The 26,463-nt window shown below is 36.6% G+C and carries 36 protein-coding genes; 35 read left to right on the top strand and 1 reads right to left on the bottom strand.

All coding sequences use genetic code 11. The features are described 5' to 3' along the window. Window positions 1–58: 58 nt before the first annotated feature. From OZX61_RS07390 to OZX61_RS07370, 5 genes are read left to right on the top strand one after another with little or no spacing between them, the layout of a single operon-like run. Window positions 59–598, top strand: a complete 540-nt coding sequence (locus tag OZX61_RS07390) for a terminase small subunit (protein ID WP_277094406.1) — start codon at window positions 59–61, stop codon at window positions 596–598. Between the two features lie 8 nt (window positions 599–606). Beyond that, the gene (locus OZX61_RS07385; RefSeq protein WP_277094405.1) at window positions 607–2,097 is read left to right on the top strand and encodes a terminase; all 1,491 of its coding nucleotides are present in this window, start codon (window positions 607–609) and stop codon (window positions 2,095–2,097) included. Next, window positions 2,094–3,560: a DUF4055 domain-containing protein gene (locus tag OZX61_RS07380; RefSeq protein WP_277094404.1), complete on the top strand. Its 1,467-nt coding sequence runs from the start codon at window positions 2,094–2,096 to the stop codon at window positions 3,558–3,560. Before OZX61_RS07385 ends, OZX61_RS07380 begins: the two co-directional genes overlap by 4 nt. Continuing rightward, on the top strand, window positions 3,541–4,575 hold the full coding sequence (locus OZX61_RS07375; protein ID WP_277094403.1) for a minor capsid protein: 1,035 nt from the start codon (window positions 3,541–3,543) through the stop codon (window positions 4,573–4,575). The genes OZX61_RS07380 and OZX61_RS07375 overlap by 20 nt, the downstream gene beginning before the upstream one ends. A 38-nt stretch (window positions 4,576–4,613) precedes the next feature. Then, window positions 4,614–5,288, top strand: coding sequence for a hypothetical protein (locus OZX61_RS07370; RefSeq protein WP_277094402.1), 675 nt, complete (start codon window positions 4,614–4,616; stop codon window positions 5,286–5,288). 122 nt (window positions 5,289–5,410) lie between these two features. Here the strand turns inward: OZX61_RS07370 and OZX61_RS07365 are convergent, their stop codons facing one another. Continuing rightward, window positions 5,411–5,917 carry a hypothetical protein gene (locus OZX61_RS07365; RefSeq protein WP_277094401.1) on the bottom strand — a complete coding sequence of 169 codons (507 nt, stop codon included), beginning with the start codon at window positions 5,915–5,917 and terminating at the stop codon, window positions 5,411–5,413. A 145-nt stretch (window positions 5,918–6,062) separates the two neighbouring features. On the opposite strand from OZX61_RS07365, the gene OZX61_RS07360 reads away from it, so the two are divergent. The 30 genes from OZX61_RS07360 to OZX61_RS07215 all read left to right on the top strand — a co-directional run bounded on the left by OZX61_RS07360 (window position 6,063) and on the right by OZX61_RS07215 (window position 26,446). Then, on the top strand, window positions 6,063–6,881 hold the full coding sequence (locus OZX61_RS07360; protein ID WP_277094400.1) for a BRO family protein: 819 nt from the start codon (window positions 6,063–6,065) through the stop codon (window positions 6,879–6,881). Between the two features lie 111 nt (window positions 6,882–6,992). Further along, on the top strand, window positions 6,993–7,754 hold the full coding sequence (locus OZX61_RS07355) for a DUF6651 domain-containing protein (protein WP_277094399.1): 762 nt from the start codon (window positions 6,993–6,995) through the stop codon (window positions 7,752–7,754). Window positions 7,755–7,774: 20 nt separating this feature from the next. Further along, complete coding sequence (locus OZX61_RS07350; protein ID WP_277094398.1) at window positions 7,775–8,731, top strand: major capsid protein; 957 nt, start codon at window positions 7,775–7,777, stop codon at window positions 8,729–8,731. 43 nt (window positions 8,732–8,774) lie between these two features. After that, the gene (locus OZX61_RS07345) at window positions 8,775–9,218 is read left to right on the top strand and encodes a hypothetical protein (RefSeq protein WP_277094397.1); all 444 of its coding nucleotides are present in this window, start codon (window positions 8,775–8,777) and stop codon (window positions 9,216–9,218) included. A 4-nt stretch (window positions 9,219–9,222) separates the two neighbouring features. Further along, entirely contained in the window at window positions 9,223–9,600 is a 378-nt protein-coding gene (locus tag OZX61_RS07340; protein ID WP_277094396.1) for a hypothetical protein, read from the top strand. A gap of 2 nt (window positions 9,601–9,602) precedes the next feature. Continuing rightward, window positions 9,603–9,977, top strand: coding sequence for a glutamate 5-kinase (locus OZX61_RS07335; RefSeq protein ID WP_277094395.1), 375 nt, complete (start codon window positions 9,603–9,605; stop codon window positions 9,975–9,977). Window positions 9,978–9,979: 2 nt separating this feature from the next. Continuing rightward, window positions 9,980–10,399, top strand: a complete 420-nt coding sequence (locus OZX61_RS07330) for a hypothetical protein (RefSeq protein ID WP_277094394.1) — start codon at window positions 9,980–9,982, stop codon at window positions 10,397–10,399. Beyond that, window positions 10,396–10,671 carry a hypothetical protein gene (locus OZX61_RS07325; protein ID WP_277094393.1) on the top strand — a complete coding sequence of 92 codons (276 nt, stop codon included), beginning with the start codon at window positions 10,396–10,398 and terminating at the stop codon, window positions 10,669–10,671. Before OZX61_RS07330 ends, OZX61_RS07325 begins: the two co-directional genes overlap by 4 nt. A 141-nt stretch (window positions 10,672–10,812) precedes the next feature. After that, window positions 10,813–11,466: a hypothetical protein gene (locus OZX61_RS07320; protein ID WP_277094392.1), complete on the top strand. Its 654-nt coding sequence runs from the start codon at window positions 10,813–10,815 to the stop codon at window positions 11,464–11,466. Window positions 11,467–11,534: 68 nt separating this feature from the next. After that, entirely contained in the window at window positions 11,535–12,464 is a 930-nt protein-coding gene (locus tag OZX61_RS07315) for a phage tail tube protein (RefSeq protein ID WP_277094391.1), read from the top strand. 3 nt (window positions 12,465–12,467) lie between these two features. Beyond that, window positions 12,468–12,911 (top strand): hypothetical protein, encoded by a 444-nt coding sequence (locus OZX61_RS07310; protein WP_277094390.1) that lies wholly within the window; start codon window positions 12,468–12,470, stop codon window positions 12,909–12,911. A 32-nt stretch (window positions 12,912–12,943) separates the two neighbouring features. Next, the gene (locus tag OZX61_RS07305; protein ID WP_277094389.1) at window positions 12,944–13,183 is read left to right on the top strand and encodes a hypothetical protein; all 240 of its coding nucleotides are present in this window, start codon (window positions 12,944–12,946) and stop codon (window positions 13,181–13,183) included. A 61-nt stretch (window positions 13,184–13,244) separates the two neighbouring features. Further along, a complete protein-coding gene (locus tag OZX61_RS07300; protein WP_277094388.1) occupies window positions 13,245–13,745 on the top strand; it encodes a hypothetical protein in 501 nt (166 codons plus the stop codon). A gap of 137 nt (window positions 13,746–13,882) precedes the next feature. Further along, window positions 13,883–14,137, top strand: a complete 255-nt coding sequence (locus OZX61_RS07295) for a hypothetical protein (protein ID WP_277094387.1) — start codon at window positions 13,883–13,885, stop codon at window positions 14,135–14,137. Window positions 14,138–14,258: 121 nt separating this feature from the next. Beyond that, on the top strand, window positions 14,259–14,846 hold the full coding sequence (locus tag OZX61_RS07290; RefSeq protein ID WP_277094386.1) for a hypothetical protein: 588 nt from the start codon (window positions 14,259–14,261) through the stop codon (window positions 14,844–14,846). An 81-nt stretch (window positions 14,847–14,927) separates the two neighbouring features. Beyond that, a complete protein-coding gene (locus OZX61_RS07285) occupies window positions 14,928–15,275 on the top strand; it encodes a hypothetical protein (RefSeq protein WP_277094385.1) in 348 nt (115 codons plus the stop codon). 70 nt (window positions 15,276–15,345) lie between these two features. Further along, window positions 15,346–19,062, top strand: a complete 3,717-nt coding sequence (locus OZX61_RS07280; protein WP_277094384.1) for a tape measure protein — start codon at window positions 15,346–15,348, stop codon at window positions 19,060–19,062. A gap of 157 nt (window positions 19,063–19,219) precedes the next feature. Continuing rightward, complete coding sequence (locus OZX61_RS07275) at window positions 19,220–20,455, top strand: hypothetical protein (protein WP_277094383.1); 1,236 nt, start codon at window positions 19,220–19,222, stop codon at window positions 20,453–20,455. A 15-nt stretch (window positions 20,456–20,470) separates the two neighbouring features. Continuing rightward, window positions 20,471–20,842 (top strand): hypothetical protein, encoded by a 372-nt coding sequence (locus tag OZX61_RS07270; RefSeq protein ID WP_277094382.1) that lies wholly within the window; start codon window positions 20,471–20,473, stop codon window positions 20,840–20,842. Window positions 20,843–20,867: 25 nt separating this feature from the next. Next, window positions 20,868–21,257: a hypothetical protein gene (locus tag OZX61_RS07265; RefSeq protein WP_277094381.1), complete on the top strand. Its 390-nt coding sequence runs from the start codon at window positions 20,868–20,870 to the stop codon at window positions 21,255–21,257. Between the two features lie 84 nt (window positions 21,258–21,341). Beyond that, window positions 21,342–21,713, top strand: coding sequence for a hypothetical protein (locus tag OZX61_RS07260; protein ID WP_277094380.1), 372 nt, complete (start codon window positions 21,342–21,344; stop codon window positions 21,711–21,713). Between the two features lie 18 nt (window positions 21,714–21,731). Continuing rightward, window positions 21,732–21,968, top strand: a complete 237-nt coding sequence (locus OZX61_RS07255; RefSeq protein ID WP_277094379.1) for a hypothetical protein — start codon at window positions 21,732–21,734, stop codon at window positions 21,966–21,968. A gap of 104 nt (window positions 21,969–22,072) precedes the next feature. Further along, window positions 22,073–22,675 (top strand): hypothetical protein, encoded by a 603-nt coding sequence (locus OZX61_RS07250; RefSeq protein WP_277094378.1) that lies wholly within the window; start codon window positions 22,073–22,075, stop codon window positions 22,673–22,675. A gap of 80 nt (window positions 22,676–22,755) precedes the next feature. After that, complete coding sequence (locus OZX61_RS07245; protein WP_277094377.1) at window positions 22,756–23,172, top strand: hypothetical protein; 417 nt, start codon at window positions 22,756–22,758, stop codon at window positions 23,170–23,172. A gap of 116 nt (window positions 23,173–23,288) precedes the next feature. Continuing rightward, window positions 23,289–23,627, top strand: a complete 339-nt coding sequence (locus tag OZX61_RS07240; RefSeq protein WP_277094376.1) for a phage tail protein — start codon at window positions 23,289–23,291, stop codon at window positions 23,625–23,627. 59 nt (window positions 23,628–23,686) lie between these two features. Continuing rightward, window positions 23,687–24,202 (top strand): hypothetical protein, encoded by a 516-nt coding sequence (locus OZX61_RS07235; protein ID WP_277094374.1) that lies wholly within the window; start codon window positions 23,687–23,689, stop codon window positions 24,200–24,202. Then, a complete protein-coding gene (locus tag OZX61_RS07230) occupies window positions 24,199–24,570 on the top strand; it encodes a hypothetical protein (RefSeq protein WP_277094373.1) in 372 nt (123 codons plus the stop codon). The genes OZX61_RS07235 and OZX61_RS07230 overlap by 4 nt, the downstream gene beginning before the upstream one ends. A 28-nt stretch (window positions 24,571–24,598) precedes the next feature. Next, on the top strand, window positions 24,599–25,405 hold the full coding sequence (locus OZX61_RS07225; RefSeq protein WP_277094371.1) for a phage minor tail protein L: 807 nt from the start codon (window positions 24,599–24,601) through the stop codon (window positions 25,403–25,405). A 1-nt stretch (window position 25,406) separates the two neighbouring features. Next, complete coding sequence (locus OZX61_RS07220; protein WP_277094370.1) at window positions 25,407–26,159, top strand: NlpC/P60 family protein; 753 nt, start codon at window positions 25,407–25,409, stop codon at window positions 26,157–26,159. Further along, on the top strand, window positions 26,159–26,446 hold the full coding sequence (locus tag OZX61_RS07215; protein WP_277094369.1) for a hypothetical protein: 288 nt from the start codon (window positions 26,159–26,161) through the stop codon (window positions 26,444–26,446). Before OZX61_RS07220 ends, OZX61_RS07215 begins: the two co-directional genes overlap by 1 nt. The last annotated feature ends 17 nt before the right edge of the window (window positions 26,447–26,463 follow it).

The following is a 26,463-nucleotide window of genomic DNA, read 5'->3' as shown; positions in this document are numbered from 1 at the left end:
TCAATATAAGATAAACCACCTTCGGGTGGTTTTTTACACCTAAAATTTGGAGAATAGTATGGCGAACCTCACGCCTAAACAGCAAAGGTTTGTCGATGAGTATTTGATAGACCTGAATGCAACTCAAGCAGCAATTCGAGCAGGGTATAGTGAAAAGACAGCACATTCAATTGGAGCTGAAAACCTTATAAAACCTGAAATTCAAAAAGCCATCTCAGATGCCAACCAAAACCGCCAACAACGTACAGCCATTGATGCGGACTATGTACTAAGACGCTTGGTTGAAATTGACCAGATGGATGTCTTAGACATTATGGATAATGAATATAATTTTAAACCAATAGGTGATTGGCCTAAGATTTGGCGACAGTATGTTTCAAATATTGAGAACCTTGAACAGTTTGAAGGTTCTGGTGAGGATAGAACGCAGTCTGGTTGGCTTAAAAAAATCAAATGGCCAGATAAGGTTAAAAATCTTGAACTAATTGGTAAGCATGTTTCTGTCGGTGCATTTAAAGACAAAGTCGAGCACAGTGGCGGTATTACAGTATCGTCTGTTGCTGACCTAATGGACGATATAGGAGATGATGATTTGTAGGAGGATCTATGCTCACAGATAAGCAGAAGAAACTTCTTAAAAATCGTTATTGGCGCTTAAACCATCTTTATAAGATTGAAGATAAGACTGGCAAGTGTATCACTTTTAAGATGACACCTGAACAGATCGAATACTTCGATAACATGCATGATCGGAACATTATCTTAAAAGCACGTCAGTTAGGGTTTACGACTGAAATGTGCATCATGCAACTTGACCTCGCACTATTTCATAGAAAACACTGTGCTTTGATTGCACACTCACTTCCTGATGCTGAGCGTCTATTTCGTAATAAAACACAATACGCTTATGAACGACTTCCTGGCGATGTAAAACAAGCAAATCCAATTGTTAAAGCCAATACCAGTGAGCTTGTATTTAAAAAGGGTGGCAGTGTCACTGTATCAACATCATTTCGAGGTGGAACGCTGTATAGCTTGCATGTATCTGAGTTTGGGAAAATCTGTGCTAAGTATCCACAAAAGGCAAAAGAGATTGTTACAGGTGCATTTGAAGCGGTGCCATTGGGTGGAAAGATCACTTTAGAAAGCACAGCAGAAGGTAAGCAAGGTTATTTTTATAACTACTGCCAAGAATCTGAAAAGATGGCTTTGCTCAAAAAGGCTTTAAGTCCCCTAGATTGGAAGTTTTTCTTTTTCTCATGGTGGAAGAATCCACAATATGCGATTGATGTTATTGAGCCATTACCTGAACGGCTAGTGGCTTACTTTAGTGAGTTAGAAGTAAAGCATGGCGTTGTAGTCACTGAACGTCAAAAGGCGTGGTATCACTCGAAAGAAAAAACACTTGGTGAGGATATGAAGCGTGAATACCCAAGTATTCCTGCAGAAGCCTTTGCTCAGAGTGTTGAAGGTGCGTACTACAAGAATCAGTTTAAAGCGATCTATCAAGATGACCGTATTGGCGCATTGCCTGACAACTCACATTTACCAGTAATGACCTTTTGGGATTTGGGTGTATCTGACTCGATGGCTATTTGGTTTATTCGTAAACTTTCAGATACGTGTTACCAGGTGATTGATTACTACGAAAACTCAGGTGAAGGCTTACGGCATTATTTCAAAGTGCTTAAAGACAAACCTTATAAATATTCTAAACATTACGCACCGCACGATATTAAAAACAGATCCTTATTGAACGATGCAAAGTCTCGCCTTGATGTGGCAAAAGAGGGCTACATGATTGATGGTGAGCTGTATTCAGTAAAGTTTGAAGTCGTTGAAAGTATTGGTGTGATGGATGGCATTGAGCAAACAAGGGAAATCTTAAAGTACTGCGAGTTTGATGAGCATAAATGTGAGCAAGGGATTTCGCACTTAGAGAATTATCGTAAAGAGTGGAATGATAAAGCAGGGTGCTGGAAAGACAATCCATTGCATGATCATACCTCGCACGGTGCAGATGCGTTTCGTATGTTTGGTGTGGCAATGAATAAGCCGAAAAAACTAACTTCATTAAAAATAGGATTTGCACGATGACAGACGTTTCATTTCCGCATCCTGACTATATTGCTAACCTACCAATATGGGTTAAGGTTGATGATGTCTGTCAGGGGCAGAGCCAAGTTAAAAAGAAAGGTGAAACCTACCTTTCTAGACATAACAAGCAAGACACATCAGTTGAAGCACAACAACAATATAAGACGTATCTTGAACATGCAGTTTTCTATGGTGTGACAGGAAAAACACTAGGTAGTTTGGTTGGTGCTGCATACGCAAAACTCCCAGACTTCCAAAGACCGAATGAACTCGATTACTTAGATGTAAATGCGAATGGGCAAGGTATGAGTGTCTATCAACTGACACAGACGGCTCTACGTTACTTATTAAAGCATTATCGTTGTGCGTTATATGTAGACTTTCCTCAGGTTGAGCCGTCCAAAACACGCCAAGATGATAAGCAAAAGAACGCCTATGCCATGATGCATGTTCTACCTGCTGTTGCTGTAATCAATTGGGATACAGTAATGGTGGGAAATCAGCAAAAGCTTTCATTGGTTGTTATCAAAGAAACAGTGACTGTACGTGAGAATGATGAGTTTGAGATGACTACATCAGCCCAGTACAGAGTATTGCGTCTTGAAAACTTAAATGGTCAGTATGTCTTTACGATACAAGTTTATAAAAGCACAGATGACAGTCTATTCTCACCTCAAGAGAAGTACACGCCTAGAGACTATAACGGCAATACATGGAACTACATTCCATTTACCTTTATTGGTGCTATAGACAATTCACCAGCTTTAGATAATCCACCTTTATTGGAATTAGTCGATTTAAACCTTGCTCATTACCAAGATTCGGCGGACTTTCAAGAGTCCGTTTATTTTGTAGGACAACCTCAGTTCTCAATGCCTGATGTTACTGAGGATATGTATGAGCTCATTAAAAAAGATGGCTTATATATCGGTTGTAAAAATGCGTTTCCCACAAAAATTGAAATGGTCCAAGCACAGCCAAATACACTGTCGCAAACTGCCATGGATAAGAAGTGGGAACAAATGAAGGAAATTGGTGCACGTCTGATTGAGCAAGGCTCTGCAACAAAAACAGCAACACAAGCTAATAATGATGATGCTGTGCAGCATTCAGTTTTATCTTTATGTACAGTCAATATCAGCAGTGCATTTACACAAGCATTGGGGTGGATAGCTCGGTTTATGTTGCCAAATAGCGACAGTCTGAACAGTGAAGACCTCATGTTTAGTATCGATCAAGATTTTAGTAAGCCTCAATTTGATCCTGAACGTGCCAAGCAATTATGGGAAGCGTGTTTATCCAATCGCTATCCGTACAAAGGTTGGTATGAGTATCAGCGTACTGGTGTAGTGCCTGATTATTCTTGGGAAGAAGTACAAGCATTGCTTGAGGAAGAACGGGTCAATGCGCCACTTGGTGGTTATCAGCCTAATGGAGTAAGCAATGGATCAGGACAATCTTAATGATCTAATACAACATCAAGCATATCTATATCGTCTGTCTTCAAGTGAAGTCGTGACATTGTTAAAGGCATTTGATAGCAATACGAGTCAGATGCTTTCACAATTGAGAGATTTGCTTGATGATTTAAGTGATGCCGAAAAGACCGCATTAATGTCAGGCCAGTACACCACCAATAACCTAAAAGACATTCAAACTCTAATCCAAGAATGGCAACAAAAGTTAAGTGCAGTCTTACTTGATGGCTTTAATATCAGTGCGACAGCATTAGCAATCTATGAGGCACAGTATATTGCAAGAAAGTTTGCAGATCAGGCAATTAAGGCAGATGGAAAAGCTCTAATGAGTCAGGTTCAAAATATGCCATTAACGGGTGGAGCTTTGGTTGATTCATTGTTTAGTAAGATTGCAGATGATACAAAGCTAAAGGTTGAAAATGTATTACGTGATGGGATTAACCAAGGACAGACGAATCAGCAAATAATGCAACGTATACGAGGTACAAAGCAGTTTAACTATCAAGATGGGTTGTTAAACCAATCTCGAAATAGTATTGATGCTATGGTAAGGACAGCAAGAAGCCACGTCTCAAATGTTGCATACGTTAGTACCTTTGAAGCGCTTGGTGCGAAGTATCTTAAGTTTGTATCTGTACTTGATAGCAGAACATCAAAAATATGTGCAAATCTTGATGGCATGATTTGGAGAGTCGGAGATCCTGATATAAGAAAGCCACCTTTACATCCCCATTGTAGGTCTATTTTGGTTGGTGTAGATGCGTCAGGTGAAACGATAGGGCAACGTCCATCAAATAATGGTAAAGACATTAAAACAGTGGATAGCAATACATCATTTAAGGAATGGTTTAATAAACAAGATGAAGCGTTTCAAAAGAACTGGTTAGGGCCTGCACGGTATAAGTTATATAAAGATGGTAAGTACAGCTTAGACAAGTTTGTTGATCCGTTGTCGGGGCAAGTTTTTACGTTGAAAGAATTAAAAGCCTTAGATAATTAAATATAATTTATAATGAATATTTATTTTGATAAATCATTATGGATATTTCAGGAATTAAAGACTTTTTTGATGCAGGTAAGCTAGTTTCTTCTCTATTTGTTGCGGTAATTATTGGCCTTTTATCTCTTTATGCAAAAATCAGAACTAGTTTATTTATGCAGGATATAATTGCTTCGAAAAAATACAATAGAGAAAAGAAAATTTACTTACAGGCACTAGGTGCAGAATATGTTTGTGAATCTACAAAGAAAGAACTAAGGTATGCTTTGGAGAAATTAGAGCTAGAAAAAATCTTAAATTTAGAAGATAGATTGCCAGTTTTACAATATTTACATGGTTTTGAAAATACTAAGTATGCTGTTCGCTTATATAAAGCCTGTGGTAATGTAATTGATTTCGATACAGAGGAAAAGAAATTTGTATCAAAAGTCTTGATTGATGAAAAGTTTAAAAAAAGTGCAAATAAAAATGTATGGATAGGTACAATCCTCTATTTTTTAATAGTAAGCCTAGACTATTTAGGACTTATATTCACTCTAAATCAAATTTCTCAAATACATTTAACTAAGGAATATTTAATAGGTTTAGGGTTTTTAATATTTATTATATTTTTAATAATTGTATTCTTTGCAATGAAACTGTTTGAATTTTTCTTGAAGAAGAGAAAAATTATTCATTTGTTAGAAAAGAAAATACGAAGAAAGGATTTGTAAAAATTTAAAACACCACTTATTGGGTGGTGTTTCTCAAGCAACAGCGCAAAAAATTTATAAATAACTTTAACAATGGTATTAATTTTAGCCTAACCCTTAAATTGATGGTCAAGTGTGTTAGGCTAAAAATTATTTTTACGATTATGCAATTTTTGCATATATTCTTCTGTTAGATGGTCTTCAACAATTAGCCAGTTAAGGCTTCCTACACCATCATCAACAATATCAAGGTGGTTATTTCCCTGATAAACAAAGATCTTCTTTGTTAAAAAAGCAAGCTTATACTTCAATTTGGTTTGCTCTAAGAACTCTAGAGATCTTTCTATATCATCTTTTAATTCACTAAAATCTTGAGTAAAGTCTATACCACTAAAAGCACCTAATAGCTTTCCAAATACTAAGCGCTTTTTTCCATTTGGTAATTTAATAAATTTAATATCAATTTCTTCAGCACTAACACTACTATTCTTAATGGTTAAGCCCTTTTCAATTAAATCAATTAATGCAGAATTTAAAGAAAGTTCTTCACCTTCTGCATATTTTAAAACTTCTTGGTATTGATTTTGAGGGATTCGAATTTGAGTTCTTTTCCAGTCATCTTGGTTTTGAGGTCTAATTTTTTCAGCCATTTTCGTATCTCAAAAACTATTTGACATAAGAATAGTGCTATGGCATTGTGTTGTCAATGACATAAAAGTTATGTCAAAAATAAAACGCCCCGAACATCTTGGCGGATAGCGGGGCGAGTTATCAATCTTCAGCGAGAAAACTGATATGACAAGTCTAGCACTATCATTTAATGATGTGAACTTTTCACCTGTACAAAATGACAATCAAATTTGGCTAACAGCTTCTGAATTGGCAAGGGCATTAGGTTATAAACAAGAAAATGCTGTTAGTAAAATCTTTAATCGAAATGCCGATGAATTTAGTGAAGAAATGACGAAAGTTATTAAGAATCCTCAGCTACCCAATTTGGGTATGCGGATATTTAACTCTCGTGGCTGTCACCTTATTGCCATGTTTGCTCGTACAGATGTGGCAAAAGCATTTCGCAAATGGGTACTTGATGTTTTAGACAAAGTTTCAGGTAAACCTGTTGCAGTTGCTAAGACCCACAAAGAAGAAAGAGCACCATTAACAAGTGCGGTAAATTTACTTGTGGCAAAAACAAAGCATCTCAACTACAGCGATGCATATAAGCTTGTGCACCAACGTTTTAATGTAGAGCATATTGATGAGATACCTTATGATGCTATTTCTATAGCAGTCGAGTATGTTCACCAACTGATTGCTTTATATAGTACCGCCATTAAACCCAATAATGAGATATTTACAAATAATGCTAAAGCATTAGCTCATAGTATGTTTTGGGTTTCTGCTTGGTGGCGGTGCTATTCTGATGCATTTAGATTAATTAATCCAAGAATGGCAGGACACATCAATGATCATTTTATTGATGGAGCATTCATTGCATCTATTATTCTAGGACAAGATGCAAGAAAGTTAAGTTTACAAATTCTTGAAGACTTGCCTTATGACTTAAATAGTCATGACAAGATAGATTTTTTTAGAAATAGACAGACAAGATAGTTATTGAAATTAAAAACCACCCTTTAAGGGTGGTTTTTTTATGCCTACTGAAAGCGGATGCCGACAGCGAACCGAGTGGATACTCATTAAATAGTAAAGGTTGGATAACCCATGAAAATCAAAACAGTTGAAATTGAAGGCAAATCATACGCGGTCTTAAATGATCAAGGTTTGCCTGTTTATATACATGATGATGGTAAAGAGGTTGGCTTTGATGCTGTGCAAACAGTTGCAAAAATTGGCCAATTGAATGCGGAAGTAAAAAACCATCGTGAAGCCAAAGAACAGGCTGAAACTTCACTCAAAGCATTTGAAGGCTTAGATGCAAGCAAGGCAAAACAAGCCTTACAAACCGTTCAAAATCTTGATGCTAAAAAACTTGTGGATGCAGGTGAAATCGAAAAAGTGAAAACTGAACTCACAGAAGCACTCAAACAAACGTATGAACCTCAACTTCAACAACTCACAAAAGAACGGGATCAAGTGCAAAACCAATTACACCAAGAGTTAATCGGTGGTGGTTTCGCCCGATCTAAGTTTATTCAAGACAATATCGCGATTCCTACTGACATGATCCAAGCCACTTTTGGCAATAACTTCAAAATTGAAGATGGCAAAGTGGTGGGTTATGACGCAAATGGTCAAAAACTCTATTCACGTACTCGCCCAGGAGAAATCGCAGGCTTTGATGAAGCATTAGAAACCTTAGTGAGTGGATACCAATATAAGGACTCAATTCTTAAAGGCAATCAGTCATCAGGTGGCGGTTTTAGTGGGCAGGGGAGCAAATCTCATGGACCAAAATCATTAAGCGAATGCAAAACGAAAGACGAAAAAGTTGCTTATCTCAAGCAAGCGACAGAAAACCAATAATTTAATGAAGGAGAAGGCAGATGCCTTTTGATTTACAGGTATTTAATAAACAAACTTATCTCGCAATGACTGAAACGATTGCTCAAGATGTAGATAAGTTCAATGAAAGCTCACAAGGCTCAATTGTTCTATTAAACAAAGCAACGAATGGTGACTTCGATATCGAAGCATCATTTAAAAACATCAGCGGTTTAGTGCGTCGTCGTAATGCCTATGGTGATGGTACAGTACAATCCAAAAAGTTAGAACAACTGTTGAATGTTGCAGTGAAAGTCGCAGCAGGAACACCACCTATCGAGTATGAAAAGCAGCAATATCTATGGGTACAACAAAACCCTGAATTAGCTGCACTCATGATTGGTGAGCAACTTGCTAAGGCAAAACTAGGCGATATGTTAAATGCTGGTCTATCAGGTGCAGCATCGGCTATCTCAGGAAATGCTGCAGCTGTAGAAGGTGATGGGACATCTGATCCAAGCTTCCGACTTTTAAATAAAGGTGCTTCACGTATGGGAGACCGTTCAGGTGCTTTACGCTCTTGGATTCTTCACTCAACGACAATGCATAACTTATTTGATAATGCATTAACCAATACAGAGCGCTTGTTCTCTTACGATGGTATCAATGTTGTACGAGATCCATTTGGCCGTGTATTCGTTGTGACAGATTCTCCAGCACTATCAACCACTGCAAGTGCAAATACCTATTACAACACTCTTGGTCTTGTTGAAGGTGCATTGGTGATTAGTGATAACCAAGACTTTAATGCTGAATTGGTACCAACAACAGGTGGTGAAAATCTTAAATATACCTATCAGGCTGAATGGTCCTATAACGTCGGGGTGAAAGGTTATGCATGGGATCAAGCCAATGGTGGTAAATCACCAAGTGATACAGCAATTGCAACGCCAACCAATTGGGATTTAACAGCCTCAAGTATTAAAGATACTGCAGGTGTTTTGGTTAAGTCGAAGTAATACATTGCCCCGAAAGGGGCTTTTTTAATGGGTAATATGAATAATGAAAAAGAAACTTTGGTTTACCGATGATTTCTCACCAGAATATATCGCAGAAAAACAATCAGAAGGTTGGTTATTGCGTAAAGCATCCGCTTGTCATGCCTCAGATACAGTGGAAGTGTGCGATGAAGTCGGTGGTGATGTACCTGAGCAGTATAAGAATACAGTACCTACTTTTGATACAGAAGGATTTGTACCACTTGAGCAGTTTGATGCAGTGTCCAAAAAGTTACAGGAGACAGAGCAACAACTGACGATGGCTCGATCTGAATTTGTGACTTTTCAGAATGATGTTGATGCTATGAAAGCGAGAGTTGCTTTGCTTGAAACTGCAAATTACAACGATTTAAAAATTGATGACTTAAAGGCACTACTCGCATCAAAGGGTATCGAATTTAAGTCAGGTGCATTAAAAGATGAACTGATTACGCTATTGCAGGGTTAAAAGTATGGGCTTTATCTCAATTGATGATGCAAATAATATTTTAGGGATGAGCTTTGCACCGGACAGTGATAAAGCTCATTTAGTTCTACTTGCAAACACTTGGATGAAAAATCAAATTGGTTTTGAGCCGAAGATAATTTCCGACAACTTAAAAGTTGCTGCATCTGAAATCATTAAGGGAATTCTATCAGGGGATCTATATGCAGGTCAGGCCGAAAAGGTTTTAAGTAAAACAGTATCTGCACAAACAGGAACCAGTGTTGCCAAAACCTTTGCTGAAAATAGTCGTAAAGTTTCTAAGTTTGAACAGATTGCACTGGCATTAATTGATGCTGAGCAGATCAGAAAGCCAATGTTTACTCTGCCAATGACAAGGAACTAATCATGGGTATTCGTGATGATATTCAATCAGAACTAGCAGAAGCTTTTAATGATGATTTGGCTGATGCCATAAATACCTTTACCTGTTCAAAAGTGACTTACTCAGGCAAATACAATCCTGTCACTGAACAATATGAAGGTGAGCAAACCTTAACATATCAAGGTCGTGGGGTATTGTTTGGCTCGTACCAAAAAGACCTAGTAAAGCCGAGCGATTATCAGGCTGATGATGCAAAAGCCACAGTTCTACAAAATGAAGTCACGGCAGAACCTCAAATAAATGATGTTTGGGTAACCAGTAAGGGTAATTTTAAGATTATTAATATTGGTGCCGACACAACGGACAGTATTTGGAAAGTTCAGTTGAGGAAAGCATAGTCATGGGTTGGACACTAAATCCGAGTGAATTTTCAAAGATGATTGAATCTGATCTCACTGAAAGACAACGAGCTATTGCATTGACTGCTTTGACAGGAATCGTGTACCAATCGCCTGTAGACAAGGGCGTATTTCGTGGCTCTCACAATCTAAGTATTGGACAACCTGATTATAACTACAACCCCAATAATGCCGATAAGACCGGACAAGCCACCATCTCGAAGGGGATATCTAAACTTAACGGTCTTGTGCCATTTACCACGGTATATATTCAAACCAATGCACCGCAGGCAATGAAGATTGAATACGGTGCATTCACTGAAAAGCCTGAAACGGTTAAAACAATTAATGGTTATTCAAAGAAAGCACCTCAAGGCTTATACGGTCTTACATTCGAACTCGTACAAGAGAAATATAAATGATGACACTCACACAGGCTCATACCGCTTTACTTGAGCGTGTGAGTCAATTCACTGGTATAGATCAAAGCCGTATTTTATACCCACAAAGCAAACAGCCATTTACGGTACCAACAAGTGGTCTGTGGTGTTCAGTTGATATTCTTGCAAGCCAATCGCTGATGAGTGGCATTGCTGATGGTCCACAAACACGTAGAACATCAATCATTCAGATTACATGCTATGCAAGGCCGAATACAGGTTTGTTAGAGCTAAACAATTTGGCTGATTCGTAGCTAAATCATCTTGAGTATTACCAAGTAGATCAGCTTGAATGTTTGAATGGTGAAGTTGTACAAGATGAAAATACTGATTTTGTGATACGGTATATTCGAGTACCATTCAGGATTAATTAAATCTGTGATTACGAGCTAAAAATGTGTAATTTAAATAACCTAATAAATAATGTAATAGACTCAAAAGCGAGAGAAAAACAATTAAAAAGCATTATTGAAAACTCTACTTCTAAACTAGATGCTAACTACTTTAAAAAAATATTATCTTCTAATGTGAAAATAATTATTTTTGCTCAAGATCCTTATTTTACTGAGGCTTTAGCAATACCTATTCTTTTAAAAAAATTTACTGATACTTTAAAAAAAGATATAGGAAAATTGGTCTTTGAAGATATTTTGTGTAATAAATACACTCCAAAAGATGGTGAAACTAGCTCAAATTTTGCATATCGCCTTTTGGAAGAGGAAGGTATCCTTTTTTTAAATAGCAAATATTGGACAGTAGGGAGACATTATGTTGAATGTAATGAATCAAACTCCTTAAATACATCTATTTTAAAAAAGGTATTTTTAAAATCCAATAATTTATCTATATATTGTATTGGAAAACCAGCCAGTAAATGCGTGAAAGATATTTTAAAAAAATTAAATAAATGGCCTGACGCTGATATTGAAAAAAAGATTCTTACTGAAAATCTTCCTAATTTTAGTGTTTGTCAAAGCCAAAACTTGCCACTTCAAAAAGGGCTTCTTAAAATTCACTGCATGAAATATCCAAAACCCAAAAAACCGTAAAGTAATCCCACAGCAAAAATATACCGCCATTTAGGCGGTTTTTTTATACCTAACATTTGGAGAATGCCATGAGCTCAGGTGCTCGTATTAAACTTTATTACTGTGCCGAAGATACACCAGGCACAACCCCAAGCACACCAGTATGGAAAACTGTACGTCGTGTTAATGATGGTCTGACTGAGAATGTCACCACTGCAAAATCTGACAGTGTTGTCGATACACGATTCCGTCAAGGTGGTATGGCCACTGAATCTGAAATTACAGGTACGTTAGAAGTCGAATTATCCGTGGGTCTATTCGATGAGTTCTTGTCAGCAGTGGCAATGAATGATTGGAACAGTGACGTACTCAATTTCGGTGGTAATACACGTAAAACATTTACCTTCGTCAAAGTCTTTGATGATATTGGTCAGGTCTTTATTTACCGTGGTGTACGCTTCAACCAAGCAACAATTAGTATTCAAACCACAGGTAAGGTTTCAACGAAGTTCAACTTGATGGGTACTGACTTTGAACGTGCATCAGCAAATCCAGTCACCAACCCTCAACCTGTTGCTGATTCTGTCATTGTATCGGCTTTGAATGTAGGTGCATTGACTGTAAATGGTCAAAGTGTTGTGGGTACAGCTTGTCTACAATCGGCTGAATTGACCGTTAATAATAACCTTGAAGCAATTCGCTGTATCGGTAGTCAAAAGCTATCTGCTCAAACGTATTTAAAAAAGATGGTTGATATTACATTGAATACGTCGTACTCATTTTCGGCTCAGTCAGCGACCTACATCGACTACATCAAAACTCGCGCAACGATGCCAGTGCACTTTGAAATTGCAGATCCAAAAGGCAACAAGTATGCCTTTGACTTCCCACAGCTTGAGGTTGCAGAAGCCAATCACCCTGACGGTGGTGCGGAAGATATGATTAACGTCAGCATCAACTATAACCATATCAAAGTGTCACCAACCATCACACGTACGTTAGCTAAAACAGGAGGTTAATATATGCTAATCAAGATTGAACAACCGCCTAAAGCTGAGTTTTCACAAGTTTGGTGTGATTATAAAGATGGAGTTCGACTGCTCATTGCCAGTTCAAATAAGCCATCATTTAACCGCGCACTTGAACTGAATAACATGCAAGCTGAACAAGAGTTGCAAGGTGCAAAAGCAATTACAGATGATACGGCAGAAGGCTCTAAGTTAGCCTTTAATCGTGCAATCTCACATCTATTACTTGGCTGGACTGGTATTGATGCAGAACCAAACAAACCATTTGAGTACAGTGCTAAAAATGCTGAGATTCTATGCACACAAACGCAAGAGTCATTAGAGATAGCGACATTTGTTATCAATAAAGCATTTGAGCTTGAAAAGGATTATACAACTACACTGGCTGAAGAGGTGGGAAAGTCCTCAGACTCTACGAGCAAAGAAAGTACGGAATAACGACTGAGCACCAAAGAAAACAACGTGAGGCTTTGGGGCTTAAAGCGTCTGAGCCAATCAAGCCAAGTTTTACCGCATCTTATATTTTAGGTGCGTTTAACATTATTTCTCGATCACGTCGTTATATCGAAGCAATACCTCTTGATCTATCACTACAAGATATTCAGGCGTACTTTCAGGTATACGGCTGTGATATTGAAACGGTGGTATTTGTAGAAAGTATTCTTGCTTTAGATGATAAATTTTTGAAAGATTGTAGGTGTAAATTGTAAAATTTGTAACAATGCTTATAATATATGATAATTAATGTATATTATGAATGGATAGTATCAAATGAAACGTTTTTTAACAGCTTCTCTAATTTCAACAACATTATGTTTTACTGGCTGTGCAAGTATTATTTCAGGATCAACTCAAACGTTGTCATTTAAATCAGTACCAGATAATTCTAAAATTACAATTACTAACCGTAATGGTGAAAAGATTCATACAGGTCAAACTCCAGCAACAGTTACGTTAAAAAAAGGAGCTGGTTACTTTAAATCAGAACAGTATCAGGTAACTTTCTCGAAAGATGGTTATGAGACAAAAACTGTTATGGTTACTGGTGGTGTGAGTGGTTGGTATGTAGCAAACTTATTATTTGGTGGTCTGATTGGTCTATTAATTGTGGATCCATTAACAGGTGCAATGTATAACTTAAGTCCTGAAGATGTTAATGCTGTTTTAGAGGCAAATAATGTTAAAACGACTGCCAATACAAAGTCTCTAACTGTTGTTTTAAAACAGGATGTTCCTCAAGAAATAATGGCACGTGCTAATCTTTTAAAATAAGAATTTTAAATAAAAAGAATCCTTCATTTGAGGGATTTTTTTTATTTAATCATAAGCACTATAAGGTTAGGAAAGAAAGTATTTAATTTAAGATTAGAATGCTAAGTTTACTTCTCATTATATGAATGGTCTTAAAAATGAAAAAAATACTACTGATCACTATTTTAAGTGTAATAACAACAGCTTCATTTGCTCGTAATGGATCTTCTTATAGTGGCTACTCTTATGGTAGTCATGATACTGAAGTATCAGGTTATACGCGTAGTAATGGAACATATGTTGAGCCATATCATCGTAGTTCGGAAAATAATACTCAAAGAGATAATTATAGCAGCATAGGAAATACAAATCCTTATACTGGAGAAGAGGGAACACACGTTCCGAGTTATTAAATCAAGCTATTAAAAAGCCACCTTCGGGTGGTTTTTTTATTCAAAATTTAAAAGAATATTTCTTTACTATATATTCACATTGTTGTTATATTTCGGGCGAAATTTAACAAAGAGTTACACAATGACTAAAATACTCGCTGGATTATCATTAATAGCTATAACTTCTTTTGCTAATGCTGCATCAGTATCACTTGAATACACTGGTATGAATGCAAAATCCCAAGATAATAATGGAACATCTAATTTAAATGGTATTGGTCTAGGTATATCTAGTAATCCTACAAATCATGGATTATGGGCTAAAACACAGTACCAACATGCAAGTAAAAATGATGTTGATTACTTTGATATTGCTGGCGGTGTTCAGTATAACTTTATAGCAAATGATGACTTTTACCTTTTAGGTAAATTAGGCTTAGGTTTTGCGACTGCAAGTAGTTCAGCTTTACAGAACAATGTAAATTTCATTACTCTACCTGTTGGTTTGGAAGCAGGTTATAGTCTGACACAACGATTTTCTGTATATGGTGGTCTTGGTTATAAATTCCTATGGGAAGTAACTAAGCCAACGACGTGTAATAATGGTACACAGTCAAATAGTACAGGTCGTGGTACTTGTTCATCTAATGGTGGAATTAATCATTATAATGACAAAGCAGGTGATTTTAATGGGGTCACTTATAATGTAGGTCTTAGATATAATTTCTAATATTTAAGATTATAAAGACCACCTTCGAGTGGTTTTTTATTGCCTAATAAATTATATTCACTTTAATAATTAGGAGTGAATATGAAAAAAATAATTTTAGGGTGTTTTGTTTCTCTTATAGTTAGCAACACTTTTGCTAAACCCCCTCATGTCAGTGAAGATCAACATGAAGAAAACTGCAAATCAATTTCTGCATTTGCATATATGGCGATGGGTGCCAGACAAAATGGAACAACTTTATCTGAAGCACTTGACATTGCTAATGGTATTACTGACAGAAGACAGAGAGATATTGGAAAGAAAATAGTTGTAGATGCTTATAAGCAGACTAAATATGCATCACAAGAATATAAAGATAATGCTCGTTCAGATTTTGCAGACAAGTATATGTTAAGTTGTATGGAAATGTACAAGAATTCAAACTCTTAAACCCCTATTACAACATTACAGCCCACCAAACGGTGGGTTTTTTATTGCCTAAAATTTGGAGATACAACTCATGGCAGAAGCTAAAAGCCGTTTGGTAATTGAAATTAGTGGTGAAAATGCTAAAAGAAATGCGGAAGCTTTAGCTGCTGCTTTGAAAGAAACAACCAAAAGTGGAGATGATGCGAGTAAGGCTGTAAAAACCTTTGGTGAAAATGCGAATAAATCTAGCCAAGGTGTGGGAGCACTTGCTACATCTGCAAAAAAGCTTGCTGTAGTTATGGGTGGCTATATTTCAATTTCAGAAGCCATTAATAAATCTGATATGTATACAGGTCTACAAAATAGACTAAAACTTGTAACGAGAGGTCAAATTGAGCTAAACCAAGCAATGAATGACACCTTTAAGATTGCACAAAATACGAGACAATCGTGGGAAAGTGCTGCTCAGGTTTATCAAGGCTTTGCCAATAATGCGAAAACTCTTGGCTTGAGTATGGAGCATACTGCAAGCTTAACCGAAACGGTCTCTAAAGCAGTTGCTATATCAGGATCAAGTACAGCATCAGCAGAAGCGGCATTGGTTCAATTCAATCAAGCTTTATCCGCAGGGACATTACGCGGTGAAGAACTTAATTCAGTCATGGAACAGGCTCCCGGACTTGCAAAAGCAATTGCCGAAGGGATGGGAATTACAGTTGGTCAATTGAGAACGGTTGCCGCTACGGGATCTATTACATCTGAAGCACTTATTAAAGCTCTAGATAAATCTAAAAAATCTGTAGATGAGCTTTTCTCAAGAACAGATTCAACAATTGGTCAGTCATTCACAATATTGAATAATGAAGTTACTAAGTTTGTGGGTGAGGCAGGAAAGGGCAGTGGTACTGCAAAATCATTGGCTGATGGTATTCAACTTATCGCAAATAATTTTAATACCTTCGCCAATTTAGGTGTTGTGACACTAATGGGTTTAATTACAACACAGATTGTAAAACAAACCATTTCCATGACACAAAGTATTGTGCAGTGGAATTTAGAAACACGTGCTGTACTTGCAAACAACGCAGCAAAAATGACAGCCTTTACTTTGGGTCGTTCATTAATTGGTGTAATTGGTGGGCCAGTTGGTTTAGGTATTGCTGTTGCAGGTGCCGCAGCTTCTTATTTTGCTATGAGAGATAGTACATCAGAAACAAATGAGAAATTAGCGGAACAAACGAAGACAGCACGTAAAACAAGAGAGGAGCTTTTAGCTTTACAAGGTGTTCAAAAGAAAGGAGCAGTCGATGATTTAAAATCATCTTTTGAAGGTCAAAATAAAGCACTCAAAGAAGCAAATGATATTTTTAATGGACATATTATTGATTTACAAAATACCTATAAGTTTAGTAATCAAGTCGCTGATATTTCTAATCGAGTAAGACAAGGTACGCTTAGTCAATCAGATGCTATAAAAATGTTGAACAAGCTTGACTATGTAACACCAGATCAATTGCGACAGCTTCAACAGGACAATGATACTTATGAGGAAAAAAGAGGTTTAGTTAATGCTGCTTCTGAGGCTTTAAGCTTTTTTGGTATCAAAACTGAGATGGCAGGTAACAAAGCGCAAAATGCAAGTGCTTTAGTTGATAAGAACTCAGATTCATTAGATAAAAATACGATTGCAGCAACAAATGCAGCGAAAGCACAGAAGGCTTTTTTCGATAAGCTAAATACCGATACAGACGAAGCTAAATTTAAACTTGCTTTATTGAATGCTGGCTACACGAAAGAAGTAGCGGATAAAGTTGCTGAATTGCAGGAAGCAAAACAAAAAGTCGCACCTCAAGGTACAACTGCAATAGTTTCAACCTCCGAGTTAGATAACATCAAAAAAGCAATGGATGTAACTAGTGCGCTTAAGGACAAAGAAGACACTATTACCCAAGCAAAACGTAATCAAACGAAAGAACTTGAAAAGCAACAGCAAATATTACAAGTCAATTCAAAAGTTCGATCGTTAGCACAGCAATATAATTTCTCAGGAATAGAGCAGAAACATGGCCTAACAAATGGATTACTTTCAGCAATTGTAATGAATGAAAGTCGTGGTAATGCCAAAGCTTATAATGCCTCAAGTGGTGCACAGGGAGCATTTCAGATGTTACCAAGCACGGCAAAGCAATATGGGGTGAAAAATAGCTTTGATATAGGTCAGGCTGCCGAAGGTGCTGCAAAGTATTTAAGTTATCTACTCGAAAAGTTTAATGGAAACTTAGAAAAGGCTGTACGTGCCTATCATGCAGGTGAGGGAAATGTTGAACGTGGTACAAAACTTGGTTCGGTAAACAATAAATATGTCAAAGATGCTTATAGCTATTTAGCTGGTATTAATGGTTACAGTGGTTCTACGAAAGATTTTAATTCATCTTTAGGTGATCAAATTAAGCTGATTCAGAAATCACAAGATGATATTAAAAAACTGAAAGAAGAATATGATACGGCTGATGGGAAGCGTCAGACTGATCATATTAAGCGCATGGCAGATTTGCAAAAATATGGTTTAACTGACCAAATGAAACAAGAGCAGTCAAACTATGAAGCTCAAACGCAGTTATCTAAAATGCAGTTTGATCAACAAGTTAATGGTTGGGCTTGGGTTGGACAGCAAAAAATAGCAAATGATGCTGAAGTAAAGAAACAGTTAATGCGGTCATCGACTGATCTTACAGAGGAGCAAAAACAAGAAAGAATCAATGGTATCAATGATGAAGCTATCTATGAGTTGGCCAAATATACAGAGACACAAGATGCAAAACTTCGTGTACTGAATGAAACAAATGAAAAAGAGTTAGCTCAGGCAAAGCAAAAGGTACTGTATTACTCTTTATCATCAAGTCAACGCAAAGGACAGGATTTAGTTAATTCTGAGAATATGGCATACACGTCAAATGATGAGTCACTTAAGAAGAAGGATGAAGATTATAAGTCTCAATTAGAGCAACGACTTATAGATCAGCAGACATATGACAAGTTGATTGAAGATGCAGTCAGAGCTCATGAGGAAAATAAAGCTGCTATTCAAGCTGAATATGCTGATAAAGCAAAAGAGTTACAAAAGTCTGAGTATCAATCTCAGTTACAGATCTGGGGGTCTTTACTTAGTCAGGGACAGAATACTTGGTCTCAACTTACTCAATCAGTGAAAGATGCAAGTGGGGAGCAATCTACTGCCTATAAAATTGCCTTAGCAGCCCAACAGGCATTCTCTATTGCTTCAACGCTAGTATCGACTCATTTAGCTGCTGCACAAGTTTTAGCAGATCCAAGTGCATTAACATTAGCTCAGAAAATGACATATGCTTCCATGATTACAGGTATGGGTTATGCAAATGCAGGACTTATCGCAGCTCAGACCATAGCAGGCTTCTCAGAAGGTGGCTATACAGGCTCGGGCGGTAAATATGAAACAGCAGGTGTGGTGCATAAAGGTGAGGTTGTATTCTCGCAAGCTGATGTGGCTCGACTAGGTGGTGTATCTGCGGTTGAAGGTATCCGAAAGGGTATTAAAGGCTATTCTGATGGTGGTGTGGTTGGTGGTGCTTCTAGTTCAATTTCAAACCAGTTAAGTAGTGGTAGTCAGCAACAGGGTGATGTGAATATTGAAGTAAATGTCACAGGTTCAGGTACAGCAACATCAGGTGGAAATACTGACAATCAAAAACAGCTAGGGCAAATGATTGGAAATGCAGTGCGTACAATCATTCGGCAAGAACAACGACAAGGAGGGCTACTGAGTAAGTAGTTTATGACAGGAGGTAGGCCACTTTTTAAGAGGCTTACTCCTAAATAGTGTGATTTAATTATCTTAATATAATTTAATTGTTAATATTATGTATATATTGATTATAAAAGCGTAATCCATTACTTTTATTGTCCACATAACTATTTAAGAAATGAAAGTGAGTTATTTTAAGAAATTTTTAGCCATCACATTAATCTTTGTGATGCAGTTTCAATCTGTTCACGCCTCTGTGGCTATAGGTGGCGGTTGGTCACTGGGTAATTCTGTGGTAAATGGCGCAACAACCACATGGGAAGCTGTAAAGAATGGTGTGAGGTCAACAGTAGCTATCTCGCCTAGTTCTGCACAAGTGGCTAAGAACCTAGTTAAAGGAGGATTAGTTGGTTTAGCAATGAGTGCTGTGACACAGGCTCTACTCGATGGTGTTGATTATGTAATGGATCCTGCTAAACAGGAATTAAAATACAAGCTAAAAACTTGCGTAAATAGTTCTTCATGTATTTATATACGCTACTCTTATTTTACTAGTAATTGGCCACAATTAGGTTATGCTTCTTCCATAAATACATTAATGAACAATTTATCAGTTAGTGCACAGAAATATTACCGGAACACCAAAGTGACGGTTAAATTTCTTGAATACGCAGATAATGACCTAAGCAAATTACAAGGATGTCCTGGTTATTTCGAAATTTCTTACAATGATAGTCGTGGAGATAGTAGGGACTATTCACAAGTATGTAGAAAGTATGAGGGTACTTATAAAGATTCTGCTGATAAAACAATTCCTCTCACCACATTAGCCACACAGATCATCAATTTAGCAGAACAAGGGAATCCAGACGCTAAAGCCTATATTGCCTCTGTAGTACAAGATATGCTTGAGCATGATGAAGATTATAGAAAATCTTTAGAAGCTCAGTTAGATGCTAAATTAAAAGAAGCACAGAGCATTGGAAGCAATAACGGAAACAACAATAATGGGGGGAATAGCAACAGTGGCAATAATTCTGCTACTAAGCCTGTTCCTTCCACTTCTGGAAACTCAACGACTGCCAACCCAACACCTCCTAATAATGATGATGAGGAAGATGCTAATCAGAAGATTGATAACTTGCTGAAAAAGACAAATCAGGTGAAAAAAGCACCTGAAGATGCTAAATCAACAAATAATAATATTTATGAAAGAATTGGACATGGTGGTTTCGATCAAGTTATGAAAGACTTTAATTCACTAGGATTAAAGAATATTCGTACAGTGCGTTCTAACCCAAATGATACGGTGACTATTGGTCAACTTCGGAATAATCAATGGGTAACAGCTCGTTCTTATAGTGAAGATGGTCGTCCTACTTTAGAAATAGCAAAAAGAAATATAAAAATTCGATACTGATAAAGGAGATCACATATGTCTATTTGGGTTAAACACGATATTGATCAAATAAAAGATTTAAGCTGTCCATTTTTATCAAAATTTTATTTAAATAAAGATGAGTTATATCTTGATTTTTGCTTTGAAGACTCTGAAAAAAAACTGAGGCTACATTTTGAGCATCATATATTTTTTAGAAAAATATATGAAGGTTTTGCTTTAAATACTCTAAATGTATCAGATTTTCATAACAAAACCCGATTATTTTCAACAAGCCAATCTAGCTTAATTGATTGGTTTGATCAACAGAGTAATATGTTATTTAAAGGTACTTATAAACACTACGTAATTACTAGCCAAGATGATGTTATTGAAGTTTTAGCTAGGAATCCACCTAAAGTTCTTTAGCCAATTTTCATAAGGAGAAATATTGATGATATCGTCTTGGACTAAACACACCGTTAATGGCTTAGTAAATATCCCATTTTTACAAGATATTATAGAAAAAGGTGGTGCAATTGAAGATGAAAGAGGACTATTTTTAAAATTACAATTCACATCTGGAACCAAACTTATAAAATTTGGATTTCCTCGTTTAATGAGAGTAATGGATAGGAATATACAATTACAAAATTTAGATGACAAATCGTGGTTATTTACATCTGAAAAATCTGATTTAATGGAGTGGTTTAATGAAGAAAACTACGGTACATATGAAGGTGTTTGTCAGCACTTTATAATAATTACTCAAGAAAAGATTATAGACATCTTTAGTGATGAACATCTTAGCGAGTCATACCCTAAAATTATTTCTACTGAGTAGTAGACTCAATATATGAATAGCCACCAACTAGAAGAAGGTGGCTTTTTTATACACTGATGGGTAGTTTTGAAGTGAACAACAAATATGAAGAATTGGCAAAAAAAAGAGTTTAACAGATACTTAGATGTACCATTTTTGGATAAATTCACCTTTGATGCAGAAGATGGTTTATTTTTTGAATGTTATTTTGATGAGAGTAAAAAAATTGTTAGTTTTGATAGTTACTTGGTACTCAGAACCATAAATGAAAGTGATGCGTTTAAAATATTGGATGAACAAAATTTTGATGGTACAGCTTGGTTTTTTACTTCAGAAGATTCTGAATTAATTGATTGGTTTAACGGACAAAGCTCTGATATTCATAAAGGAAAATACCAACACTGTATAATATTGACTCAAGAAAAAGTTATAGAAATTTTAAGTCAACAAGCACCACAAATAACCATAGTGGAATAAAGAATCTTAAGGAAAACAATGAAATATTATACTAGAGAGTCAATAGAACTTGAGGATTATGTTGAATTAAGCAGTAATGTGTTCGGTATTGTTGTTGCTATCATTCAGGAGTCTAAATATTCTAAATTATATCCAAAAGAAGAGTGGGATTATTTAGAATATGGATTACTAGTTTTATCCGATCAAGCAGGATTAATTCACTATCCTCAAGTTACAGAGGAAATAACATTCGTAAATCACAATCAAGACAAATAGTGATTTCTGAGAACCATCGAAACAAAGCCTTACTTGTGTCATTGATCTGGCTAAGTAGGGCTTAGGAATTTTAATAAATTTAGAACTAATGGTTAAACAGTTTTATGAACAAAGAAGATCTATTAGCACAAATAAGCCAAGAGTTCAAAAATGTCACTTTAGGTGATGCCTATACTCTAGCTGAAGAAGATTATTACGATACTAGTCATTGGCATTTTGATGAAAAACATATCGATTCTAATTTAACCCGTGAAGAATGGGATAAGCGAGAAATTGAGGGAATGACAGAGCACCGTTGGTGGCTACTGGAGGAAATTGAAGAAGCTATTGAAGCTATTAAAGGAAAAAGGAAAATGTCTAATAAGTTTCCTAATCCACTAGATGTTTCTGTTGAATATTTAAATAGGTATAGAGAAGGTTTTATATTTTTACAACCCCAAGCATATTTATTTTACACACCATCAATAATGATTCATAAACTATGTAACCCAGATTATATTGATGGATTTAGTTTTAATTCTTGGTTAAGTACACTAATTTTTAAAACAGAAGATTTTAATACGCTGTTAAATTATTTTAGTAAAAAACAATTTAGTATACTGATAGATTTCTTAAAGTATTTAATGGGTTTAGATACTGTTGATGAGTTTGATAAAGAAAAAATTCAAATCGCTTTAACTCAAATTCAATCATTCAAATTTGAATAACACTCTTTTAATAATCACAGAAATAAAGCCTTACTGATCTAGTTAGTTAAGATTTTATTCCTATATTGTGAAATACCTTTATGATAGATAAAATTGAAAAAATCATTTCTCAGTTACATGATGCAAGACTGTTTGGTTTTCTTTTAGATATAAACCCAAATACAATGGATTTAAATTTAATCCTATATGTGCAAATCTTTTCTGATTACGATTGCGACAGTGATTTATATTCACTTGAAAAAGCACTAGTGGTATTTGAAAGAGCTTCAATCACTAAATTAAGTATTAATAATGATTTATCCAATGGGCAGTTTTTCATTACTGATATAATTATTGAAAAATTGCTAGATGATAAATTCACATTTAATTTTATATTTAATAAGACATCAATAGAATTAATTTTAGTTGCAGAAAACATTAATCTTATCTCTTCTGGGAAAATAGAAGAGAAAGACTGGCAATTCTTACCAACAAATTGGGAAAATCTTTTTCACTAATTTATTTCAAACCAATAAATCCTACTTGTGTCATTGATCTGGCTGAGTAGGACTTCTCTTTGTAGCTTAAATCAAATTAAAGACCACCTTCGGGTGGTTTTTTATGAGTAAAAATCATGAGCGACAGACAATTCACATTCAAATCTGATTTAGATGGCAACTCAAATACCCAAACCTTTAACACACTGTCTAATGTGTTTGGTGATGGGTATGAGCAAGATGCATCTGTCGGGATCAATAATCGAAAAGGGCAGTGGAGTTATCAACGAACCGCGTTAAAAGATGAAATCTTAGCGATTAAGTCGTTCTTTGATGATCATAAGGGGGCAGACTCATTTATCTGGGAATCGCCTTTAGATGGCACAGTCCGAGTTAAAACAGATACCAGTTATACGCCTACATGCTTAGGCGGTAGCGTCTGGCGAATCTCAACCACATTTAAACAGCAGTTTTAAAATCAAATCAATCAGTGCACCGAAAGGTGCTTTTTTTATGCCAAAAATTTGGAGTCGATATGGCGAAGCAAACCGTAAATATTGGTGCAAATGCCAATGATGGTTCAGGGGATGCTGCACGTTCAGCATTTAATAAGCTGAATCAAAATGACAGTGAGTTATATAGTCAGCTTGGGGCAGATGCGAATGGGAATCTACCAAATGCATTACCTCTCACTAAAGGAGGCACTGGTGCTACAACACCTGAAGGTGCTGCTGCCAAACTTGCAACACTTGGTGCAGGACAGACATGGCGCTCAGTTAAAACAAACCGTTCAATGGACACGACTTATGTCAATACAACAGGGCGTTTAATTGCAGTATCAATTCGTTTTGAATCTATTTTTCACGGAATTGGTGATGTAAGGATTGGACTTTATACCGGGAGCCAATTGCAGCAACAGGCCTATCAACTTAATGCGAGAGGAATTGGATTATTCTGTATTGTTGAAAATGCACAATCTTACAGCTTAAAACTTTTGGCTGGAACACTGCCAAATGACTTCTCAATTGAAGAATGGAATGAACTCTCATGAAATATTATAAAAAAGATGATCAAGTTTACGCATTTGAAGATGATGGCTCTCAAGACGATTACATCACATCAGATATGGTCTTAATGACGGCTGATGAAGTTGATCGCCACTTGAATCCTCAGAACTATTTAACTGATGAACAAAAGCTTCAAATTAAAAAAGATGGCAATTTACAAAAAGCACAGTCTGAATATGACATTGCCACATTAAAGATTGATGCACTCTCACAACAAATCGAAGATGAAGATGGTGATATTAAAACACTCGAGTCTACGAAAAACATGTGGACAGATTACCGAAAATCTTTAAGGGCCTATCTTAAAACCGATGGATCGGGCGATTTGCCAGTATCACTACAAGCCACTTAAACAGTGGCTTTTTTAATAGGAGTTCATCATGTCGTTAACTTCTGATGTACAAAAACTGTATATTGATGGTCTGATTACACTGTTTGAATTGGATGCCACCAATTTGGGTGCTGGTGTACTGCGCTTTCATGGCCATATCTCTTATCAGGATTGGCAACGCATTTATTCAACAGTCGATAGTACAAGTATCACTGCAGATTCAACCTCAATTCATGCTGATAAGTTATTTGATGTAGGTGGTGAGCAAGTCTGGTACCGAAACATCATCTTTGATGGTCAAACCTATGAGCCAATGGCACTACAGGTTGATGGCTTAGAAATGAGTTCAACAGGTAAGGCCTCCACACCCACACTGACGATGGCCAACAGCATTAATGGGGTACAAGGCGCAGTCTCTGCTTACTGTTTAAACTTTGATGATTTTGCCGGTGCAAAGCTAAAAGTGATTCGTACCTTTGCGAAATACTTAGACAGTGAAAACTTTAGCCAGGGCAATCCGCATGCCAATGTGAATGAGTCTAAAACACAAGTGTGGTACATCGAGCAAAAGACTTCTGAAAATATTCAAACCGTGGCATTTGAGCTGTCTAACCCAATTGACTTCCAAGGCTTAAAAATTCCAGTACGTAATATTACAGGTTATTGCCAGTGGGCCATTGATGGCTACAGAGGTGAGCAATGTCAGTACACAGGCATGAAGTACTTTACAGATAAAAATGAACCTACGGATGACCCAAGCCAAGACAAATGTCGTGGTGATTTTAGAGCATGTAAAAGTCGTTATAACGAATCCAACTATGGCGGTTTCCCTGCATCGAGCTTGATAGGAAAGTGATATGAATATTTCTGAAAGTCTGAGACAGCAAATCATTATTGCGAGTCGTGATGCTTATCCTGATGAAATGTGTGGTGTGGTAGTGGACGGTGATTTTATTCGTTTGGACAATGTTTCTAAACGTCCACAAGAACACTTTGAAATGGATCCAAAAGGACTAGCTCGATTAGAAGATCGAGGAGAGATTGAAGCGTATGTGCATAGTCACCCAGATGGTACAGCGATTGCTTCAGCACTGGATAAGCATCAGATTGAACTGCACGGTAAGACTTGGATCATCTGTGCCTATCCAGCGGCCGACATTCAAACATATGAGCCATGTGGCTATCAAGCACCTCTTGTTGGACGTTTGTATCACCACGGTTGGCAAGATTGTTATACCTTAATTCGTGACTTTTATAGTCGTGAAATGGGGATTGAGCTACTTGATTTTGAGCGTGATGATCGTTGGTGGGAAGCCAAAGACCACGCCTCATTGTATGTGGAAAACTATGCCAAGACAGGCTTTGTTGAGGTGAGTGAACCACAATATGGTGATGTATTGCTGTGCAATGTTGGACGAACTGAACACCCAAATCACGCACTGATTTGGTTGGGTGAGAAGTGGCAGTTAAAGACTGAAACAACAGATCCGTGTCATGGCAATAGTCTATTTCTACATCACCCATATAACCAAAGCTCTAAGCGTGAAATCTATGGCCCGAATTGGTTAGAAAGAACTGTGAAAGTATTACGTCATAAAGGAGTAAGTTGATGACTACAGACTACGGTAAACAAATGCTACATTTAAAGTCTAAGTATGATTTATATTGCAAAAAAAACTTTGAAGAATACGCATTATCACAGGGTTTGGATATCACACTTAGAGATAATGGAGAGGGCTATGCTGACGAGAAAACACGGCTAATTTGCCAAGGTTTTTTTGCACGAGGGTTTGACTTAAGAATGGAAGTTTTTAAGTTGAGTGATATGGTCGATGAGCACCATAAGGCGATTCGTGAAGAAAGGAAAGCCCTTGAAGAACTCAAAGCCACCAAATAGGTGGTTTTTTATTATCT

It is taken from the genome of Acinetobacter sp. ESL0695 (assembly GCF_029392135.1).
Taxonomy (GTDB): Bacteria; Pseudomonadota; Gammaproteobacteria; order Pseudomonadales; family Moraxellaceae; genus Acinetobacter; species Acinetobacter pollinis.
The sequence above is the reverse complement of the archived record's forward strand: the minus strand, read 5'-3'. Positions and strand labels throughout refer to the sequence as shown.